Source organism: uncultured Jannaschia sp., from assembly GCF_947503795.1.
GTDB lineage: Bacteria > Pseudomonadota > Alphaproteobacteria > Rhodobacterales > Rhodobacteraceae > Jannaschia.
Map to the genome: position 1 here is coordinate 553,451 of NZ_CANNEZ010000002.1, position 19,514 is coordinate 572,964.

Consider the following 19,514-nt stretch of genomic DNA (forward strand, 5'->3'; position numbering starts at 1 on the left):
CTTCGATGGTTCGAAATGATACCGGTGGGGTCCGGAAGCTGCCCCCGGCGTCAGAGCAAGAACAACGTGATCGCCGGGAAGGCCACGAGGATCGCGACCCGCACGAGGTCGGACCCGACGAAGTAGATCACCGCGCGATAGGTCGCCAGCATCGGCGTCGCCCGGTCCATCGCGTTGATGACGAAGAGGTTCATGCCCACCGGCGGCGTGATCAACCCGACCTCGACCACGATCAGCACGAGGATGCCGAACCAGATCGCGACATGCTCGGCCGACATCCCGAAATCGAGTGCCCCGATCACCGGAAAGAAGATCGGAATCGTCAGAAGGATCATCGAGAGCGAATCCATCAGGCACCCGAAGATCAGGTAGAAGACGAGGATCACGATCAGCACGGTCACCGGCGCGTAGCCCTGGGTCACCACCCATTCCGACATCTCCTGCGGCACCTGCGTCAGCGCGAGAAAGCCGTTGTAGAAGCCCGCGCCCAGCACGATGAAGAAGATCATCGCGGTCGATTTTGCGGTGACGGTGAAGCTCTCCATCAGCGTCCGACCGGTCAGCCCGCCATTGAGAAGCGCGATGAGCCCCGTACCCAGCGCGCCCACCGCAGCACCCTCGGTGGGCGTGAAGATGCCGCCATAGATGCCGCCGACGACTGCGACGAACACCACAAGCACCGGCCAGACGGCGGCGAGTTGGCGGAAACGCTGGCGCATCGGGATCGCGTCGCGGGTGCCCGCCGCCTCGGGATGCAGCCGCACGTAGATCGAGATCGCGATGACATAGCCCAATGCCGCGATCAGGCCGGGGATGAAGGCCGCGAGGAAGAGCTTCGCGATGTTTTGCTCGGTCAGGATCGCGTAGATCACGAGCACGACCGAGGGCGGGATCAGGATGCCCAACGTGCCGCCCGCGGCCAGGGTCGCGGTGGAGAAGCCGCCATCATAGCCGTAGCGCTTCAACTCGGGCAGGGCGACGCGCCCCATCGTGGCCGCCGTCGCCAGGCTCGATCCGCAGATCGCGCCGAAGCCCGCACAGGCCCCGATCGCCGCCATTGCGACCCCGCCACGCCTGTGCCCAAGGAACCCCTCCGCCGCACGAAAGAGAGCCTGGGACATGCCACCCAGCGTTGCGAAATGCCCCATCAGAAGGAACATCGGCACGATCGAAAGCGAGTAGGAGGAGAAGGTCGAATAGGTCTCGTTCTTCAACCGCGACAGCGCCACCACGTTGCCGCCCGTCACGAAATAGAGCCCGACAAGGCCGACGAGGAACATCGCCAACCCGATGGGCACCCGCAGGAAGATGAGGATCAGAAGGGCCGGGAAGCTCGCCAGCCCGATTTCGAGATCGGTCAATGCTCCGCTCCCTCGGGCCGCAGGATGTCCGCGCCGGTGACCAGTTCGGCCACCCGAACGGCGGCGACATACGCCTGCGCAAGTGCCGCGATGACCGCGCCCGACAGCGCCGCCGCATAGGCCCACCAGATCGGGAACTGGATGAGGAAGGTGGTTTCACCGTAGCGCATCTTGGCCTCGGTCCCGAGCCAGAGCTGCACCGCGATCAGCACCAGAACGGCCGCGAAGACCAGCGCCCAGAGCGCCGAGAGGGCGCGGTTCGTCCCCCGTCCCAGCGCGTTGGTGAAGATGTCGACCGACGCGTGGCCCCCGGTGATCTGTGTGATGGGAAGGAAGGCGAAGATGACGAAGGCCATGCCCGCCTCGATCAGTTCGAAATCGCCGTTGATCGGCCCGATTCCCAGCGACAGCAGCCACTCGGCCGCGGTCACACCCTCGAACATATCGGCGTTCAGCACGCCGTTGAGGAACCGTCCGAAGATCGACAGGCAGGTCATGATGATCAGGCCCGACAGGACCAGCCCGCCGAGGATCGCCATGATCCGGGCCAGCGCCTCGATGATCTTCCGCAGCATGTCCGACCCCCGTCAATCGGCGGGGGCCGCGCCTGGTCGGACACGGCCCCCGTCTGTCACGCGCGACGCTAGCGTCAGCCCTCGTATTCGTCCATCAGTTGGCGCGCCTCGTCGATCAGGGCCTGACCGTCGATGCCCTTCTCCTCCATCTCCGCGAGCCAGGCGTCGTAGACAGGCTGCGCGGCCTCGCGCCAGGCGGCGGCATCGGCTTCGGAGACGGTGACGATGTTGTTGCCCGCATCGACCGCGATCTGGCGTGACGGGATATCGGCATCCGACTGCGTGCCACCGGCGAAGACCGAGAACTCCAGCCCGGAATTGTCGTCGATCACCTGCTTGAGATCGTCGGGCAGGCCTTCGTAGCGCGCCTTGTTCATGGCAAGCACGAAGGTCACGTTATAGAGGTGGTTGCCTTCGAACTCGGTATGGTTCTGCACCAGCTCGGGGATCTTCAGCGCGGGCGTCACCTCCCACGGGATCGTCGTGCCGTCGATGACGCCCTTCGACAGCGCCTCGGGGATGGCGGGCACGGGCATGCCGACCGGCGTGGCCCCCAGCGTCTCGATCAGGGTGTTCACCTGCCGCGTGGCGCCGCGGATCTTGACGCCCTGCATGTCGTCCGGCGTGACGATGGGATCGGCCGAATGGATCATGCCGGGGCCGTGGATCCACGTGCCCAGGATGTGCACGTCGGCGAAATCCTCCTGCATGTGCGTCTCGTACATCTGCCAGTAGGCGGCCGAGCCGGCGCGCGCGTTGTTGACCATGAACGGCAGCTCGAACACCTCGGTGCGCGGGAAGCGCCCCGGCGTGTAGCCCACGACGGTCCAGACCACATCGGCCACGCCATCGATCGCCTGATCCAGAAGCTGCGGCGGTGAGCCGCCAAGCTGCATCGACGGATAGCGCTCGACCTCGATCCGGCCGCCCGAGGCCTCCTCGACGTTGTCGGCCCAGACGTCGAGGATCAGTTTTGGGACATTGGCCTGCGCGGGCAGGAACTGGTGCAGCTTCAGCGTCACCTCTTGGGCGGCAGCCGGCAGCGCGGTCAGTGCCAGCGCGGTGGCGCCCAGAAGGCCGGTAATCGTACGGCGGGTCAGCATGGTGTCATCCTCCCTGATGAACGAATGCGGGTCGCGCCTCTGTCGGGCGCGGCGTCCGCGGGCGAGCAGACCACAAGGCGGGGGCGGATGCCAAGCGGGAAACGTTACAGGTGCAACGAGTTTCGCCGGTCAGCGTTTCCCTTCGCGCAGCCACGCCCAGATCGACAGGCCGGTGGCCAGCAGAAGGAACAGCCACGCAGGCACGAGCGACAAGATGCGCACATCCGCAGTCAGATAGGCCTCCCGCGGGGTCCAGCCGAGCCAGCCGCGGCCAACCGCGGTGCGCCCTTCGCGAACGGGGCGCAGGTCCGGGGCGCCCGCCTCGACGATGGCCGTTCCGCCATTCGTCGCCGCGGTCGCGTCGGCCAGCAGGGCATCCGTCGCGATGGTCTCGACGAATTCGCGCGGGGCTGCCGGACCGATGCCGATCACGGTCTCGCGGTCCCCTTCGGCCAGTCGCCAAAGCCCCTGCGCCGTTGCATCGACCGTGCCCACGAACCGGCCCGGCCCCTGCTCCTCGAGGGTCAGCGCGGTCTCGGTCCCGTCGGGCGCGGTCACCGTCACCGCACCAGGCGCATCGCCCAGCGTGCGTCGAGTGACCGTTATCTCCTGGCCCAGCGCGGTCGCCGACAGCGTTTCCTCCTCCAACTCCGGCTCCTGCATCAGCCAGTGGGCGAGGCGACGCAGCAGCTCGGCCTGCGGCCCGCCCCCCTCGTAGCCGCGATCCCAGAGCCAGACCTGATCCGACCCCAGAAGCGCCACGCGCCCGGCCTTGACGCGGTCGAGCACCAGAAGCGGCTCCTCGTCGACGCCCTGCATGACGATCTGCGCCTCTGCATTCACCTGCACCTGGATCTGGCGGAACCAGCGGCCCCAATCCGCGCCGTCGGTGCCGAATCCCGTCGGCAGATCGCCGGTCACCGGATGCTTGGCACCGGTCTCGCTGATGGCAGGTGTGAAGGGCTGATCGAGCACGATGGCCGTCGGGGCCGCGGGCAGGATCGGCGCCAGCGGCGAGCGGTAGATGCTGTCGGCGGAGGCGAAATCCGGCCCCGCCGCGACGAGCAGAGCGCCGCCGTCTTCGACATACTGGCGTACGTTGTCGAGATAGATCGCCGGCAGGATGCCGCGTCGCTGGTAGCGGTCGAAGATAATCAGGTCGAACTCGTCGATCTTGTCGAAGAAGAGCTCACGTGTCGGAAAGGCAATCAGGCTCAGCTCTGTCACGGGCACGCCATCTTGCTTGCCCGGCGGCCGCAGGATCGTGAAATGCACCAGATCGACCGCGCTGTCGGCCTTCAGAAGGTTGCGCCAGGTGCGCTGGCCGGGATGCGGCTCGCCCGAGACCAGAAGCACGCGCAGCCGGTCGCGCACGCCGTTGATCTGGACGACGGCGGCATTGTTGCGCGTCGTCAGCTCCCCCTCGGCCTCTGGGACGCGGAACTCGATCACGTTGCGGCCCCCATGCGGAAGCCGGACGGGCAGTTGCAGGTCCTCGCCCACGGGAATGCGGTACGCCTCCGGTTGGCCCCCGTCGATCGCCAGCTCGATATCGGCATCGGTGCCGATTTCGGCAGGCACGTCGCCCTGATCCTCGATGCGAAGGGTGATCGTGAACTCCTCGTCGAGGATCGCGAAGGCCGGCGCGTTCGACACGATCAACCGACGGTCCCAATCGCCTGTGCGACCCGTCCGGAGAAGGTGCAGCGGCGCCGGAAGAGTCGGGGCAAGATCGGCGTCGTGGACCTGCCCGTCCGAGATCACGATGGCACCCGCGACCCGGTCGCGCGGCACCTCGGCCAGCATCTCCGACAGCGCGGTCATGGCTTCGGTACCGGCGTCGCCCTCGCCGTCGCCCACGCGGGCCACACGGGTGTCGAGCCCGTCCGCCTCGGCCTCCTGCAGCAGATCCGCCAGCGCGGCCTCGGACTGCTCGGCGCGGTCCGACAGCCGCTGGCTGGCGCTGTCATCGACGACGACCAGCAAGATGTCCGACAGCGGCTCGCGCTCCTCGGTCTGGAGGCTCGGGTCCAGAAGCGCCACGGCTAGGACGCCGACGCCCAGCGCCCGAAGCCACCAGCCCGGCAGGCGGCGCCACGCGGCCAGAAGGCAGACGGCGAGCGCCACACCCGCCAACAGCGCAATCGCCCAGAGCGGCAGCATCGGATCGAAGAGGATATCGCGCGCCATGGCCGTTAGTTCCCCAGCCGGTCGAGCAATGCGGGCACATGTACCTGGTCGGATTTGTAGTTCCCCGAGAGCACATGCATCACGAGGTTCACGCCGAACCGATACGCGATCTCGCGCTGCTGTTCGCCCGCGAAGCCCCGCCCCACGGGCAGGAGCGCGTTGCCCCGGCTGTCCACCGCCCAGGCGGCCGCCCAGTCGTTTCCACCGATCACCACGGGCGTCACCCCGTCATTGAGGTCCCGGAACGGCATTCCCGGCACGGCCTCGGTCGGGGGCGAGGCCTCGACCCAGAGGTCCGGCGAGTTGTAGCGCCCCGGCACATCCTGCAGCAGGTAGAAGCTCCGCGTCATGACGTGATCGAGCGGCAGCGGCTCGAGCGGCGGGATGTCCAGCGGGGCGGCCAAATCACGCAACCGCTGGCTGGCGGGCGAGGACGAGCCGAAGCCCCCGATATCCGCGTCGCGCGTGTCGAAGAGGATCATGCCGCCGCCGCGCAGATACCGGTTCAGCTTGGCGTAGGCCGCGTCCGACGGGCGCGGCTGGTCCACCACGACTGGCCAGTAGAGGAGCGGGTAGAAGGCCAGCTCATCCGCCTCCAGATCGACGCCGCGGGGCAGGGACGGCTCGACCGAGGTGCGCGCCGTCAGCACCGCCGACAGACCCGTGAGCCCCGCCAATGCCACCTCATCGACGGCGCGGTCGCCGGTGACGACATGGGCCAGCGCCACCTCGTCCGGGATCTGCGCGTCCTGCGCTCGGGCCTCGGGCACGATCATCGCGGCCAGCAGGACGACGGCGGCCGTCGTCGCGCCACGGCGCAGGCGCCCGCCGAGCCAGAGCGACGCCAATGCGTCGAGGGTCAGAAGCCCGAGGGCCAGCGCCAGGAGCCATGGCATCAGATCCGTCTCGGGCGCGCGATCCAGCCCTTCGACCACCGTTCCGGCCGGGTAATTCGCCGGAGCGAGCGTGGCGTCGGGGCCCAGCACGTTCACCGCGAGGCTCTGTCCCGGCCCTTCGTAAAGCCCCGGCGGCAGCTCGGCGGAGGGCACCGGCTCGACCAGCGCCTCGCCACCGATGCCGGCCATTGCGCCTGCGTCGCGCGCCGTACCGAAGCCATCAAGGACCACCCGCGCCACCCATGTCGTCCCTTCGAGATCTTCGGGCGCGGGCCGCGCAGGGCGGGTCGAAACGGCGAGCCGCTCCAGCATCTGCACGAAGAGCCCCGACAGCGGCAGGCTCGACCACTCCGCGTTGGCGGTCACGTGGAACAGCACGACCTGTCCTTGTCCCAGCGGCTTGCGCGTCACCAAGGGCGTGCCGTCCTGCAGGGCGGCGATGGCGCGGTCGGCCAGCGTCGGGTCGGGCTGGGCGACGACCTGGCTGGTCACGGCGACCTCCTCGGGAATGGTCAGGCCGAAGAAGGGCGAGCTTTCGTCGAAGGGGCGCAGGGTCTTTGGCTCGCCCCAACTGAGCGTGCCGCCGATGCTCCGCCCCCCGGCCCGAAGGCGCACCGGCAGAAGCGGGTCCTCGGTCTCGCGCGCAAGGTCCGAGGCGGCGAGCGTCGGCCCGGCGAAGCGCAGGAGCAACCCGCCCGCCTCGACCCATTCGGTGACCTGCACCGTCTCGGCGGGCGAAAGCCGCGCCACGTCGGCGAGGATCAGGACGTCTGGCGCGGCGGGCAGGATCGTCTCCAGCTCGCCCTCGATGAGGTCGGCCGTCGGCGCCAGCGCGTTGCGCAGGTAGTAAAGCGGCGACAGGAGGTCCTGCGCTTCGTCGCCCGCCGCCGTAAGAAGCGCCACCTCGCGCCGCGCGAGGCTGTCGTCCGTCAGGGTCACCGCCCCCGCGCTCCGCTCGCCCGCGATCTCGAAGCGTTGCACCCGATTGCGCAACTCCGGCGGCAGATTAAGCTCGAGCACGGCGCGCGTCTCGGCCGCCTCGAAGGCCAGCGGTGCGACCGCCAGTTCGACCAGCGCGCCCGAGGGACCGGGTCCGATCGCGCGGATGTCGAGGCTGCGCGCCCCGCTCGCCCGCGCCCGAAGCGCGGTCAGCTCGATCGTGCCGTCGGCATAGCGCGCGGGCGTGAGGCCAAACACAGGCCGCCCGCCCTCGATCACCCGAGCTGCGACGGCGTCGCGCCCCGGACGCTCCAGACCGTCCGAGAACCAGATGACCTCTGCGCCCCCGAGATCGAGGTCACCGAGACCCGCGTAGTCCGGCGCCCAAGGCCGGGGCTGGATCTGGGGCAAACGCTCGATCCAGGCGGACGCAGCCTGCATCGGAAGCGCGTCGGGCAGCGGATCGGTCAGAGGCAGAACGGCCGCGACACGGCCGGCGCGCGCGGCATCGCGGAGCAGCGTCTCGAGCTTGGCCATTCGGGCGGGCCAGTCGCGTGCGCTGGCCCAGCTCGCATCCATCAACACCACCACCGGCCCGGTCCCCGTCCCTGCCGCTCGCGGGTTCAGCACCGGTCCCGCGAAGCCCAGGATCACCGCTGCCAGCGCCAACATCCGGAGGAGGAGGAGCCACCAGGGTGTGGTCGCGGTCTGGCTCTCGTCGTCGCGCAGCCCCAGCAGCAGGACGATGCCCGGAAAGCGGCGACGGATCGGTGCGGGCGGCACGGCGCGCAAGAGCCACCACAGGATCGGCAGCGCGATCAGCGCCAGCAGCAGAAGCGGCGCGGTGAAGGCGAGCGCGCTCATGCCGCGCGCCCGTGTGCGGCATGGAGCGTCAGGAGCGCGGGGCCGGGTGCGGCGTCGGTCCGGTGGATCTGGAACCGCCACCCGGTGCGCGCGCAGAGGTCGCTGAGCTCGGCCCGGCGCGCGGCCAGCCGGGCGAGGTAATCCTCGCGCAACTGCCCGGCCTTCAGCGTCTCGAAGCGGATGGCACCCGACATGCTCTCGAAGACGGTGCGCCCGTCATAGGGAAACGCCTCTTCCTCGGGATCGAGGATCTGGACGAGCGATCCCTTCACGCCGCGGTCGGCCGCCGCGGTCAGCGCACGGGTGAGCGGCTCGGGATCGCCGAGGAAATCCGACAAGAAGACGGCCCGCGCGCCCATCGGCATGACCTGCGGCCGGGGCGCGCCGTATTCGGGTGCCTCGCCGCCTTCCATCAGCGCGTCGGCGATCCGCAAAAGCTGCGTCTTGCCACCGCGCGGCGGCTCGGGTCGGGCGGCGAGGCCCGCCCGCTCGCCCGCGCGGATCGCCAGCACCGCCAGCGCCAGCGCCAGCGTCTGCGCGCGGCGCAGCTTTGACGGGCGATCCCCCGCCGCGAAACGCATCGAGGCCGCGTCGTCGACCCAGAGCATCAGCGTCTGCGCCGCCTGCCATTCGGTCTCGCGGATGAAGGGCGCGTCGCCGCGCGCCGATTGCCGCCAGTCGATCCGCCGGCGCGGGTCGCCGGGCTGTGCGGGGCGGAACTGCCAGAAGGCATCGCCCGGCCCGGCCCGCTTGCGCCCATGCTCGCCCATGAGGACCGTCGAGGCCAAGCGTTCCGCCGACATCAGGAGCGCCGGCAGCCCGCCGGCCACCGCTTCGGAGCGGGCACGGAGGGTGCCGGGCGTATGAAGGGTGTCGCTCAAGCCGCCCGCGACGCGACTGACGTGACGCGATCGGCCACCTCGTCGATGATCTGGGCCAGCGATACGTTCTCGGCGCGGGCCGCGAAGCTCAGCGCCATGCGGTGCGACAGGACCGGCTGCGCCAGGCGGACGACGTCGCTCGCATCCGGTGCCAGCCGCCCGTCCAGCAGCGCCTGCGCCCGGGCCAGCAGCATCAGGGCCTGTGCCGCGCGCGGGCCGGGACCCCAGCTGACATGGCGGCGCACCGACTCGGGCGCGTCCTCGGCGTCGGGGCGGCAGGCCCGCACGAGGTCGAGGATCATGTCCACGACGCTGTCGCCGACAGGCATCCGCCGCACGACATCCTGCGCGGCGATCAGGCTCGCGCCATCGAAGACCCGGCTCGCTTCGGCCTCGGCGGCGCCGGTCGTGGCCAGCACGATGGCCCGCTCGGTCTCGCGGTCGGGATAGGCGACGTCGATCTTGACGAGGAAGCGATCGAGCTGCGCCTCGGGGAGCGGATAGGTCCCCTCCTGCTCGATCGGGTTCTGGGTCGCGAGGACGTGGAACGGCGCCGGAAGCTGCCGCGTCTCGCCCGCGACGGTGACCTCGCGCTCCTGCATGGCCTGGAGCAGCGCCGATTGCGTGCGTGGCGAGGCGCGGTTGATCTCGTCCGCCATCAGAAGCTGCGCGAAGATCGGTCCCTCGACATAGCGGAAGGCTCGGCTGCCGTCGGGCGCGGTCTCGAGGATTTCGGAGCCGAGGATGTCCGAGGGCATCAGGTCGGGCGTGAACTGGATGCGGCTGCCGTCGAGGCCCATCACCGTCGAGAGCGTCTCGACCAGCCGGGTCTTGCCCAGGCCTGGCAGCCCCATCAACAGCGCGTGTCCGCCCGACAGCATCGCCGCCAGCGCCAGATCCACCACCCGGTCCTGTCCGATGATCCGCGTGGCCACCGCCGCGCGCGCTTCGCCCAGCCGCTCGCCCAGCGCCTCGATCTCGTGAAGAAGCTCGCCCGCCATTGCCTCGCCCTCGCCCGGATTATGTATTGCGCATAAGGTATGGCTGACGGAGCGGGGGGCAAAGGGCAATGGCGCAACAACAAGACGTGAAGCGGTCGGCGGATTCGCTGCTGCAGGCCGCGCGGCGTCAGAAGGGCCCGCCCCCGGTGCATCTCTGGAACCCGCCCTATTGCGGGGAAATCGACATCGTCATCAAGCGCGACGGCACCTGGATCCACGAGGGTACGCCCATCGGGCGGCCCGGCCTGGTGCGGCTATTCGCCTCGATCCTGAAATTCGAGGACGGGCGCCATTTCCTCGTGACCCCGGTCGAGAAGGTCGGCCTGACGGTCGAGGACGCGCCCTTCGTCGCCGTCGATTTCGAGCGCTCGGATGACGGCGCTGCAATCGTCTTCGAGACCAATGTGGGCGACGTCGTCCGCGCCGGCCCCGATCACCCGATCCGCGTCGATCTGGCCGAGGACGGCGAGCCGTCGCCTTACGTCGAAGTGCGCGCCGGGCTCGAGGCGTTGATCGACCGGAAGTCGTTCTACCGGCTGGTCGAAATCGGCGAGGAGGAGGGCGACCAGTTCGGCCTCCGCTCGGACGGGGCCTTCTTCCCGGTGGCCCCGGTCGCGCAGCTGCGCTGACCCCGCTGTGCGTCCGCGCGGGTGGCAGACCGCCGGACTGCTTGCGATGAAGGCGCGTCCCCCACCCGGAGTCCCGCCATGATCCCCGCACGCTACGCCCACCTCCTGTTTTCGCTGATCCTGTCCGGGCTGATGTCGCTCCTCGTCTCGGGCATCGCCACGTTCCGCGCGACCGGCCTAGTGGACGGGTTCGCCGGGCTCTGGCTCGGCGCGTGGCTGTCATCGTGGATCGTGGCGTTTCCCGCCGTTCTGATCGTGGCCCCGCTGGCCCGCCGCATCGTCGCGCGCCTGACGATTCCGTCACATAGCTGACAGTACGCTGTCAGCAGGGGGGTGCGATGGTCTAGGCTCAGAAACAGGAGCCGACCCATGACACACACACCCGCCTTTCCCATCGTCTGGACCGAGATTCCGGTCACCGACATGGACGCGGCCCGCCGCTTCTACGAGCCGGTCTTCGGCTGGGAGATGACCCTCAACACCGAGGGCCCGAACGACATGCTCGTTTTCCCGTACGACGACAAATCCGGCGTCGCGGGCCATCTCTATCCCGGCACGCCCGCCAAGGGAGGCAGCACCACCCATCTCGTCATTCCCGACAAGCTGGAGGACGCGATCTCGCGGGTCTGGGACGCCGGCGGCACCGTCCTCGAGATCCCGCCCGTCGAGATGCCCTTCGGCCGCTTCGCCTATGCGCTCGACCCCGACGGCAACTCCATCGGCCTGTTCGAGCCGGCGGCCAAGGCCGCCTGATGCGGCGGGCCGATCGCCTTTTGCGGATCATCGATATCCTCAGGGGCGGTCGGCTCGTGACCTCCGCCGAACTCGCCGCAACGCTCGAGGTATCGCAGCGGACGGTGTATCGCGACGTCGCGCATCTCATCGGCAACCGCGTTCCCATCGAGGGCGAGGCGGGCGTCGGCTACGTCATGCGGGCGGGCTACGACCTGCCGCCGATCATGTTCTCGGCCGACGAGGTCGTGGCACTGGTCGGTGGCATCCGCCTCATCCGCGCCTGGGGCGGCACCCGGATGTCGAAGGCGGCCGAGGCAGCGCTCGACAAGATCGCCGCCGTGCTGCCCGAACCCGCGGCGGCGCGGGCGGGCGCCGTCCATATCCACGCGTTCCGCCCGGACCATCTCGACGCGGAGCTGACGGGGCTGATCGACGGGATCGAGGCCGCCACCGCCGAGAGCCTGCGCCTATCGCTCGACTACCGCGACGAGGCGGGCGCGCGGACGCAGCGCGAGGTGCGGCCGCTGGGTCTCTGGTTCTGGGGACAGGTGTGGACGCTGGTCGCCTGGTGCGAGCTTCGGGACGATTTCCGAATGTTTCGCGTCGATCGCATTGCCGCGATGACCGAGGGGCCGCGCTACGAGATGGAGGCCGACAAGACCATCGAGGCCTTCCGGCGGCGTCACTTCTGCTGAACCGTCAGCTCGCCGTACCGCGGGGCGGATAGCCCTTCTCGGCGATGAATCCCAGGCGCTCGGCCAGCACTTCGAGGTCGGGGCGCAGGAACGGAGTCGAGGACGTTTCCGCGGCCCAAAGCGACCCGTCCGGCTTCACGAGGAAGAGACCCGGCTCTGAGAAGAGCTCCGGCTCCGCGTCGGTGCGCGCCGAAGACAGGAAGAGGCCCCAAGCCTCCGCCTGTTCGCGGGTCATGCCATGGGCCATCGGGATCGGATCGAGCTCCCACTCCTCATGCGCCTGGCGGGCGCGCTCCTCGGTGTCCATCGAGACGTTCACCACCTCGACGCCCTCTTCGAGGAATTCGTCGTAGAGACCGCGCAAACCCTGCAGGAAGGTCTTGCAGATCGGGCAATGGAGGCCGCGATAGACGATGATCATCGACATCAGGTCAGGCGACTGCGCCGAGAGATCCCAGCGCCCCCCGATGATCAACGGCAGCGAGAGGGACGGCGCAAGCTGGCCGGGGATCGGGGTGGTGGGCATGGGGATCTCCGGGGGAGGGTCGGGCGCGGGATCAACGGCGCGGCCGGGCGCGGGGTTCCGCCTCAGCGGCGAAAGGGCGACGGGCGCAGGCCGTCCTTCGCCGACGCGACCACATCTGCGATGCGCTTGGCGCGCGTCGGATTGGTCTTCGCCGTCTTGATCCATTCGAGCGTGCCGCGCCGCACGCTGCGGGGCCAGTCGTCCCACACGGCACGCGAATCGCCCAGCGCAGCGTCCAGATCGTCGGGCACGGTCCCCGCCTCGACATCGTCGAGAAACGTCCACATCCCGTTCGCCTGCGCCGCCGAGATCGCCGCCTCGCCCGCCGGCGTCATCGCTCCCGACGCGCGCGCCTGGGCGACCAGCCGCTTGTTCACCGCCGACCAGGCCGAGCCGGGTCGTCGCGGGGCGACGCGATGGGCCGAGCGGTCGTCATCGACCCGCCGCACCACCGCGTCGATCCAGCCCCAGCAGAGCAACTCCTCCACCGCCTCACCCCAAGGCAGGTGGTCGGGGTGATGCGCCTTGTAGGTCGCGAGCCAGATCGACCCCGTCTGCCCATGATGCTCGGCCAGCCACGCGCGCAGCTCGGCGCGGGACGCGACGGTCACCATCTCCGCCTCGCTCACAGCTCCCTCCATTCACCGGGGGCCAGGCCCGCAACGTCATGGGGCCCGATGGACCAACGCACGAGCCGCAGGACCGGCAGGCCGACATGGGCACACATCCGGCGCACCTGCCGATTGCGCCCTTCGGTGATCGTCAGGCGCAGCCAAGCGTCCGGCACCGTCTTGCGCAGCCGCACCGGCGGATCGCGCGGCCAGAGTTCGGGCGGCGCCACCGCCTCGACATCCGCGGGCCGCGTCGGCCCGTCCTTGAGCGCGACACCCGCCCGCAGCGCCCCGAGCTGCGCGTCATCGGGCTCACCCTCCACCAACGCGAGATAGGTCTTCGGCAGCTTGTGCCTCGGGTCCGCAATCCGCGCCTGCGCCCGACCGTCATCGGTCAGCAGAAGCAGCCCCTCGCTGTCGCGATCCAGCCGACCTGCGGCATAGACGCCCTTCGGCAGCCCGAACCGCGACAGGCCTGGCCAGCGCCCCTCGTCGGTAAACTGACTGAGGGTGTTCATCGGCTTGTTGAACGCGATCAGCACGGGCGGTCCGCCGTCATCCGCCCGCGCCCCGGATATGGCGCACAAGCCGCTCGGCCACGGCCCGTGCCCCACGCGCCGAGGGGTGGATCATGTCCCAGTCGTGATAGGCCCGGCTGCCCGAGGGTACGAGATCGGCATTGCTCAGGAACGTGACACCCGGCCGCGCCGCTGCCATGCGCGCCAGCCGCGCCTCGTACTCCGCGCCCTCGTCGGCGCAATGCTCGATCGGCGAGCCACGACCGGGGCTGCGCAGGTATCCGGGGATGACGACCCGCGCGCCCGCATCCCGCAGCCGCGCGACCAGGTCGGGGACCACGCCACGCACGCCGTCCGGCGAGATCAGCGCCGCCATCCGCGCATCGCAGGCCGCGCAGGCACAGCCGAGCAGGAAATCGTTGCCGCCGCCGTTCAGCACGACCCAGTCATAGGGCCCGCCCCGGGCCTGCCGGGGGATATTCAGCCCCATCCGTCCGGTGATCGGAAGCCGGTAGATCATCCGCGCCGACACCGTCGCGCGGTTCGTCACCCGGGCCCCAAGTTCGGCGCCCAGAATGTCGCCCACGGAGCGGCCCGTGTTGCGATGCGCTGCAAGGAAGCTGTCGCCCATCACGAGGATGCGCGGACCGTCGGCCAGGGCCGGACCGGCCAGCAAAAGCAGGAGAAGAAGTCGCCACATGGGACCAGCCTAACCGATCCGGCAACGGCCTGTCCTCAATGCGCTTCGGCCCAGTTCGGCCCCTGCCCCGCATCGACGGTCAGCGGAACCGACAGGTCCACCACCGGCATGTTCGCGCCCTCCATCACCTCGCGGGCGCGGTCGATCAGGGCGTCGACGTCGTCTTCGGCCACTTCAAACAGAAGTTCGTCATGGACCTGTAGCAGCATCGTCGCGTCGAGATCGGCGATCGCCGCGTCCATCCGTACCATCGCCCGCCGGATCACGTCCGCCGCCGTGCCCTGGATCGGCGCGTTGATCGCCGCGCGCTTGGCGAAGCCCGCGCCCGGCCCCTTGGCGTTGATCTCGGGGGTATGGATGCGTCGGCCGAACAGTGTCTCGACGCGGATGTGCTCCTTTGCGAATTTCACGGTGTCGTCCATGTAATCGCGGATGCCGGGGAATCGTTCGAAATAGGTGTCGATGAAGGCCTGCGCCTCCTCGCGAGGGATGCGCAGGTTGCGTGCGAGCCCGAAGCCACTGATGCCGTAGATGACGCCGAAGTTGATTGCCTTGGCCTGCCTGCGCACATCCGGGGTCATGTCCTCCAGCGGCACGCCGAACATCTGGCTGGCGGTGATGGCGTGGATGTCCTGACCCTCGCGAAACGCGTCCTTCAGCGCGTCGATCCCGGCGATATGAGCGAGGATACGCAGCTCGATCTGGCTGTAGTCCAGCGACACGATCACTCGACCCTCGGGCGCCACGAACGCCTCGCGGATGCGGCGGCCCTCCTCGGTGCGGACGGGGATGTTCTGGAGGTTCGGGTCGGTCGAGGCGAGGCGCCCGGTATTCGCCCCCGCGATCGAGTAGGACGTGTGGACGCGGCCCGTCTCGGGGTTGATGTGGTCCTGAAGCGCATCGGTATAAGTCGATTTCAGCTTCGACATCTGGCGCCAGTCGAGGATCAGCCGCGGCAACTCGTGCTCCGTCGCGAGATCTTCCAGAATATCGGCGCCGGTCGAATAGGCCCCCGTCTTCCCCTTCTTGCCGCCCGGCAGGCCCAATTCGTCGAACAGGATCTCGCCCAGTTGCTTGGGGCTGCCGACGTTGAAGGGGCGCCCGGCCTTGGCGTGGATGTCCTCCTCCAGCCCAGCCATCTTCTGGGCGAAGGCGCCCGACATACGGCTCAGCACGTCGCGGTCGACCTTGATCCCCGCCATCTCCATCCGCGCCAGCACGGGCACCAGCGGCCGTTCCAGCGTCTCGTAGACCTGCGTCACCCGCGCGGCGTGTAGCCGGGGTTTCAGGAGGCGGTGCAGGCGCAGCGTGACATCCGCGTCCTCGGCGGCATAGGGCGCGGCGCGGTCGATCTCGACCCGGTCGAAGGTGACCGCGGACTTGCCGGTGCCGATCAGCTCCTTGATGGGGATCGGCTGGTGGTTGAGATAGCGGTCGGACAGTGTGTCCATGCCGTGCCCATGCAAGCCCGCATGTTGCGCGTAGGACAGGAGCATCGTGTCGTCCAGAGGGCCGACCGTGATGCCCTCGCGCGCGAAGATCTTGAAGTCGTACTTCATGTTCTGGCCGACCTTGAGGATCGCGGGATCCTCCAGCATCGGCTTCAGCATCTCGAGCGCGCGGGCCATGTTCATCTGGCCCTCGGCCATCGCGTCGGCATCGAACAGGTCGCCGCCGCCCGTGCGGTGGGCCAGCGGGACATAGCAGGCCACGCCCGGCGCCGTCGCCAGCGATACGCCCACAAGCTCGGCCCGCATCTCGTCGAGCGAAGTCGTCTCGGTGTCCACGGCGACGGTCCCGGCCTCCGTGATCCGGTCGAGCCAGACCTGTAGCGCGGCCTCGTCGCGCACGACCTCGTAGGCGTCGGGGTCGATGGGCGGATCATCGGGCAGGTCGGGCACATCCGCGGGGGCGACCTCGACCACGGCCGGGGGCTCGCGGTCGAAGCGGTCGGCGATCTTGCGGGTCAGGGTGCGGAACTCCATCCGGTTGAGGAAATCCAGCAGCATGTCCGGGTCGGCGTCGCGGATTTCCAGATCGTCCAGCCCGAAGGTGATCGGCGTCTCGCAATCGAGCTGCACCAGCCGCTTCGACAGCTCGATCTGCGCGCGATGCGCGATCAGCGTCTCGCGCCGCTTGGGCTGCTTGATCTCCTCGGCGCTGTCCAGAAGCTCCTCGAGCGATCCGTATTCCTCGATCAGCTGCGACGCCGTCTTGATGCCGATCCCCGGCGCGCCCGGCACGTTGTCGACCGAATCTCCGGCCAGCGCCTGCACATCGACCACGCGATCAGGATCGACGCCGAACTTCTGGCGCACGCCGTCGACATCGATGCGGACGTTCTTCATCGGGTCGAGCATCTCGACCCCGTCGCCCACGAGCTGCATCAGGTCCTTGTCCGAGCTGACGATGGTGACCCGCCCGCCCGCGTCCCGCGCCAAGCACGAACAGGTCGCGATGATGTCGTCGGCCTCCCAGCCCTCCATCTCTTCGCAGGCGATGTTGAAGGCAGCCGTCGCCTCACGCGTGAGCGGGATCTGCGGCCGCAGGTCCTCGGGCATCTCGGAGCGGTTGGCCTTATACTGGTCGTACATGTCGTTGCGGAAGGTGATCGACCCCTTGTCGAAGATCACCGCGACATGGGTCGCCGCATCCGGGCCGGAATTGTCCTGCACGTAGCGGTCGAGCATGTTGCAGAAGCCCGCGACCGCCCCGATGGGCAGGCCGTCGGACTTGCGGGTCAGCGGCGGCAGCGCGTGGAACGCCCGGAAGATGAAAGCCGAGCCGTCGATCAGGTGCAGGTGATGTCCCTTGCCGAATGCCATGCGCGCGCCCCTTCCGATGGTCACCGCCCTGATGCCACGATCCTCGGGGGCGCACCACAGGGTCGGCGCCCCATCATGCCACCGGCGGCGCCACCGTCACTGTCGCCACGACCGGCGCATGATCCGAGACCTCCCAGTAGCGCAGCACCGGGTCGCCTCCGAAATTGCGCACGATCTCGCCCTCGGACACCCAGCCGGGCGGGGCGTTGCGCGTATAGAGAATGTGATCGATCCAGACGCGGTGATACGTCCCGTCGAAGATCGGGTCCGCGAAGCTGGTGGTCGAGAGCTCCTCGAAGTTCAGCCGGTCGCGGTCGTCGGCATCGAGCCGGTCGAAGATCGCGTTTCCGAGGGCAAGGTCCGGCTTCCAGACCGTCCCCATCAGCGTCTCGATTCCCGATGCCTTCAGGCGCATCTCGGAAGTGTCGAAGCCCGGCCCGTCATTGATGTCGCCGCAGACGATCAGCGGGATCCCGGCCGTCTCCGCCTCTCGCAGGTAGGGATCGAGGAACGCTTCGCGCAGGCGGCGGCACTGGGCCAGCAGCCGCTCGCGATTGGCATCCGCCATCGCCCACCAGCGCGACCATTCATAGGCCGAGAAGATGCCCTTCGATTTCAGGTGAAGCCCCATCACACGGCAGGTGGCCCCGTCCGCGAAGGTCAATTCGGCATAGGCAGGGCGGCGCTCGAAGCGATACCATTCGGGCACCTTGTCGGCGCCGGTATCGTGAAAGAATGGCTCGGACGCCGCATGGACAGCGCCCGAGGCCGGGTCCATCGCGTCGAAAACCCGCATCGGCGGGTCGGCGAAGACGCCGCGATCGGTGCGAACCGCGAGGCCGACGCATTGCGCGGATGAGAAGACATCGGCGCGGTCAGGCCCGTTGGGCGACAGCGAACGCTGGGCGAAGCAGGTCCATGTGCCGGGCGCCAGCTCGTCGAAGAGTAGCTGCAACTCGTCCGTGGCATTGGGCCCCTCGACCACGACCACGAGATCGGCGTCCAGCGCCGCAAGCCCCTGCGCGAGCTTGGCCTTCCGCTCGCCGACGGTATCGCGCGCGCGGCGGTCGGGTTTCTCGTCGTCGGGCTTGAACCGGCTGTCGTCACCCCCGGTGAAGAGGCGGTTGAGCCACTCCATGTTCCAGACTGCCATCCGCATCGTGCCCATGTCGCATCCTCCGGCCGTGACATGCACAGACTAGCACGAACGGGCCTTCCGGTCGCGTCGGGGGAGCGGTGGCGCGGGCTAGAGCGCGGCGGACGGTCCGGGGATCATCGACGTCGCGGCGAGGTGCCACATGATCGCGACGAAATAGACGACCGAAGCTACGACGACGAAGCCGTGCCAGATCGTGTTGTGGAACCGCATCCGCTCCATCAGGAGGAACGGCGTTCCCAGCGAATAGAGCACGCCGCCCGCCACCATCAGCGCGAAGACGGGCCATGAGGTCGCGGCGATCACCTCGCCGCCGGCGAAGAGCACGCCCCACCCCATCGCAAGCCCGATCGCCACGCTCACCGCGCTCGACCGGCGGCGGCGCAGGAAGACCGAGACCGTTGCGACCACCGCCGCCGTCCACATCATCGCAAGGAAGGTCGATCCCGTCCCCGACAGAAGCGCGAACGGCGTCACCGTCCCCGCGATCTTGAGATAGATCGCGGACATGTCCAGCCGGCGCAGCCGGTCCGTCCAGTTGTCATGCGCGACATGGTTGTAGGCCAGCGACGCGCTGAGCATCGCGATCAGCGTCGCGCCGTAGATCGAGACCGCCGCGATTCCCGCAAGATCGCCCCGCCAGACGGCGGCCAGCGTGATCAGCACGGGCACCGCCGCCAGCGCCAGCACGAGACCCGTGAGATGGACAAGGGCATCGGTGAACCGCTCGACGCGGTCGTAGGCGCGCTCCCCCTCCGGAGCGGAGGCGCCGACCGTCAGGGAGGGGCGCAAGGGATAAGCCATGGGAATCAGTTTAGCACGATTTTCTTAACCGTCTCGTCACCAGAGCGTTTCCGTTACGTGATGACCGGCCCTGCAGGGTGGGCGGCACGGGGCTCTGGCCACCGCCGCGCCGTTCGGCATAGTCGCCGCGCATATCCCCGGAACGCTGCGCGAGGACCCAGATGCTCGACACCGCCCCTTACGTTTTCGATGGTCACAACGACCTGCTGTCGCGGCTTTGGGGCCTTGGCCCCGAGGCGATCAGCGGCGTGGCGTCCGGCGCGGACGGCGCCATCGATCTGCCGAAGGCGCGCGCGGGTGGTTTCGGCGGCGGGTTCTTCGCCTGCTACGTCTCTTCACCCACCGGGATGGACCTGTCGGAGATGATGGCCCTGATGGATCGGCCACCCTATGACATCCCGCTTCCCGACCCCATGCCCGCGACAGAAGCCCTGCCCATCGTCCTGGGCCAGATGGCGATCCTTTTCGCGCTGGAGCGCGAGGGGCACCTGCGGGTCTGCCGCAG

General features: G+C 68.9%; 18 protein-coding genes and 1 pseudogene. 5 read left to right on the forward strand and 14 right to left on the reverse strand.

Translation table 11 applies throughout. The annotated features are described in order from the left end of the window. Positions 1-50: 50 nt before the first annotated feature. From Q0833_RS15320 to Q0833_RS15350, 7 genes are all read right to left on the reverse strand, one after another. A complete protein-coding gene (locus Q0833_RS15320) occupies positions 51-1,361 on the reverse strand; it encodes a TRAP transporter large permease (protein ID WP_298436782.1) in 1,311 nt (436 codons plus the stop codon). Next, positions 1,358-1,936: a TRAP transporter small permease gene (locus Q0833_RS15325; RefSeq protein ID WP_298436785.1), complete on the reverse strand. Its 579-nt coding sequence runs from the start codon at positions 1,934-1,936 to the stop codon at positions 1,358-1,360. The genes Q0833_RS15320 and Q0833_RS15325 overlap by 4 nt, the downstream gene beginning before the upstream one ends. A gap of 74 nt (positions 1,937-2,010) precedes the next feature. Next, complete coding sequence (locus tag Q0833_RS15330) at positions 2,011-3,039, reverse strand: TRAP transporter substrate-binding protein (protein WP_298436788.1); 1,029 nt, start codon at positions 3,037-3,039, stop codon at positions 2,011-2,013. Between the two features lie 129 nt (positions 3,040-3,168). Next, positions 3,169-5,229, reverse strand: a complete 2,061-nt coding sequence (locus Q0833_RS15335) for a hypothetical protein (protein ID WP_298436791.1) — start codon at positions 5,227-5,229, stop codon at positions 3,169-3,171. Positions 5,230-5,234: 5 nt separating this feature from the next. After that, the gene (locus Q0833_RS15340; RefSeq protein WP_298436794.1) at positions 5,235-7,928 is read right to left on the reverse strand and encodes a DUF4159 domain-containing protein; all 2,694 of its coding nucleotides are present in this window, start codon (positions 7,926-7,928) and stop codon (positions 5,235-5,237) included. Continuing rightward, positions 7,925-8,809, reverse strand: coding sequence for a DUF58 domain-containing protein (locus Q0833_RS15345; RefSeq protein WP_298436797.1), 885 nt, complete (start codon positions 8,807-8,809; stop codon positions 7,925-7,927). The genes Q0833_RS15340 and Q0833_RS15345 overlap by 4 nt, the downstream gene beginning before the upstream one ends. Continuing rightward, complete coding sequence (locus Q0833_RS15350; protein ID WP_298436801.1) at positions 8,806-9,810, reverse strand: MoxR family ATPase; 1,005 nt, start codon at positions 9,808-9,810, stop codon at positions 8,806-8,808. The genes Q0833_RS15345 and Q0833_RS15350 overlap by 4 nt, the downstream gene beginning before the upstream one ends. A gap of 68 nt (positions 9,811-9,878) precedes the next feature. Between Q0833_RS15350 and Q0833_RS15355 the strand changes: the two genes are divergently transcribed. From Q0833_RS15355 to Q0833_RS15370, 4 genes are all read left to right on the forward strand, one after another. Then, positions 9,879-10,439: a DUF1285 domain-containing protein gene (locus Q0833_RS15355; protein ID WP_298436804.1), complete on the forward strand. Its 561-nt coding sequence runs from the start codon at positions 9,879-9,881 to the stop codon at positions 10,437-10,439. Between the two features lie 78 nt (positions 10,440-10,517). Then, the gene (locus Q0833_RS15360) at positions 10,518-10,751 is read left to right on the forward strand and encodes a DUF2798 domain-containing protein (protein WP_298436807.1); all 234 of its coding nucleotides are present in this window, start codon (positions 10,518-10,520) and stop codon (positions 10,749-10,751) included. Positions 10,752-10,808: 57 nt separating this feature from the next. Beyond that, a complete protein-coding gene (locus Q0833_RS15365; RefSeq protein WP_298436810.1) occupies positions 10,809-11,192 on the forward strand; it encodes a VOC family protein in 384 nt (127 codons plus the stop codon). After that, positions 11,192-11,869: a YafY family protein gene (locus tag Q0833_RS15370; protein WP_298436813.1), complete on the forward strand. Its 678-nt coding sequence runs from the start codon at positions 11,192-11,194 to the stop codon at positions 11,867-11,869. Before Q0833_RS15365 ends, Q0833_RS15370 begins: the two co-directional genes overlap by 1 nt. A 4-nt stretch (positions 11,870-11,873) precedes the next feature. On the opposite strand, the gene Q0833_RS15375 is transcribed toward Q0833_RS15370, so the two are convergent. The 7 genes from Q0833_RS15375 to Q0833_RS15405 all read right to left on the reverse strand — a co-directional run bounded on the left by Q0833_RS15375 (position 11,874) and on the right by Q0833_RS15405 (position 19,009). Beyond that, entirely contained in the window at positions 11,874-12,395 is a 522-nt protein-coding gene (locus Q0833_RS15375; RefSeq protein WP_298436816.1) for a peroxiredoxin family protein, read from the reverse strand. A 62-nt stretch (positions 12,396-12,457) separates the two neighbouring features. After that, positions 12,458-13,024, reverse strand: coding sequence for a YdeI family protein (locus tag Q0833_RS15380; protein WP_298436819.1), 567 nt, complete (start codon positions 13,022-13,024; stop codon positions 12,458-12,460). Next, positions 13,021-13,548 (reverse strand): pseudouridine synthase, encoded by a 528-nt coding sequence (locus Q0833_RS15385; protein ID WP_298436824.1) that lies wholly within the window; start codon positions 13,546-13,548, stop codon positions 13,021-13,023. Before Q0833_RS15385 ends, Q0833_RS15380 begins: the two co-directional genes overlap by 4 nt. A gap of 13 nt (positions 13,549-13,561) precedes the next feature. Further along, complete coding sequence (locus tag Q0833_RS15390) at positions 13,562-14,224, reverse strand: SGNH/GDSL hydrolase family protein (RefSeq protein ID WP_298436827.1); 663 nt, start codon at positions 14,222-14,224, stop codon at positions 13,562-13,564. A gap of 35 nt (positions 14,225-14,259) precedes the next feature. Continuing rightward, positions 14,260-17,049, reverse strand: a complete 2,790-nt coding sequence (polA, locus tag Q0833_RS15395; protein WP_298436830.1) for a DNA polymerase I — start codon at positions 17,047-17,049, stop codon at positions 14,260-14,262. Positions 17,050-17,122: 73 nt separating this feature from the next. Further along, complete coding sequence (locus tag Q0833_RS15400; protein ID WP_298436833.1) at positions 17,123-18,217, reverse strand: hypothetical protein; 1,095 nt, start codon at positions 18,215-18,217, stop codon at positions 17,123-17,125. A 78-nt stretch (positions 18,218-18,295) separates the two neighbouring features. After that, entirely contained in the window at positions 18,296-19,009 is a 714-nt protein-coding gene (locus Q0833_RS15405) for a hemolysin III family protein (RefSeq protein ID WP_298436836.1), read from the reverse strand. 161 nt (positions 19,010-19,170) lie between these two features. Between Q0833_RS15405 and Q0833_RS15410 the strand changes: the two are divergent. Next, positions 19,171-19,514: pseudogene (locus Q0833_RS15410) on the forward strand (membrane dipeptidase); the annotation flags it as partial.

Bases quoted from the DNA above. Each gene is read 5' to 3' on its own strand.
- Q0833_RS15325 (WP_298436785.1), bottom strand. From the start codon at position 1,936: ATGCTGCGGAAGATCATCGAGGCGCTGGCCCGGATCATGGCGATCCTC.
- Q0833_RS15330 (WP_298436788.1), bottom strand. From the start codon at position 3,039: ATGCTGACCCGCCGTACGATTACCGGCCTTCTGGGCGCCACCGCGCTG.
- Q0833_RS15335 (WP_298436791.1), bottom strand. From the start codon at position 5,229: ATGGCGCGCGATATCCTCTTCGATCCGATGCTGCCGCTCTGGGCGATT.
- Q0833_RS15340 (WP_298436794.1), bottom strand. From the start codon at position 7,928: ATGAGCGCGCTCGCCTTCACCGCGCCGCTTCTGCTGCTGGCGCTGATC.
- Q0833_RS15350 (WP_298436801.1), bottom strand. From the start codon at position 9,810: ATGGCGGGCGAGCTTCTTCACGAGATCGAGGCGCTGGGCGAGCGGCTG.
- Q0833_RS15355 (WP_298436804.1), top strand. From the start codon at position 9,879: ATGGCGCAACAACAAGACGTGAAGCGGTCGGCGGATTCGCTGCTGCAG.
- Q0833_RS15360 (WP_298436807.1), top strand. From the start codon at position 10,518: ATGATCCCCGCACGCTACGCCCACCTCCTGTTTTCGCTGATCCTGTCC.
- Q0833_RS15365 (WP_298436810.1), top strand. From the start codon at position 10,809: ATGACACACACACCCGCCTTTCCCATCGTCTGGACCGAGATTCCGGTC.
- Q0833_RS15370 (WP_298436813.1), top strand. From the start codon at position 11,192: ATGCGGCGGGCCGATCGCCTTTTGCGGATCATCGATATCCTCAGGGGC.
- Q0833_RS15375 (WP_298436816.1), bottom strand. From the start codon at position 12,395: ATGCCCACCACCCCGATCCCCGGCCAGCTTGCGCCGTCCCTCTCGCTG.
- Q0833_RS15390 (WP_298436827.1), bottom strand. From the start codon at position 14,224: ATGTGGCGACTTCTTCTCCTGCTTTTGCTGGCCGGTCCGGCCCTGGCC.
- polA (WP_298436830.1), bottom strand. From the start codon at position 17,049: ATGGCATTCGGCAAGGGACATCACCTGCACCTGATCGACGGCTCGGCT.
- Q0833_RS15400 (WP_298436833.1), bottom strand. From the start codon at position 18,217: ATGGGCACGATGCGGATGGCAGTCTGGAACATGGAGTGGCTCAACCGC.
- Q0833_RS15405 (WP_298436836.1), bottom strand. From the start codon at position 19,009: ATGGCTTATCCCTTGCGCCCCTCCCTGACGGTCGGCGCCTCCGCTCCG.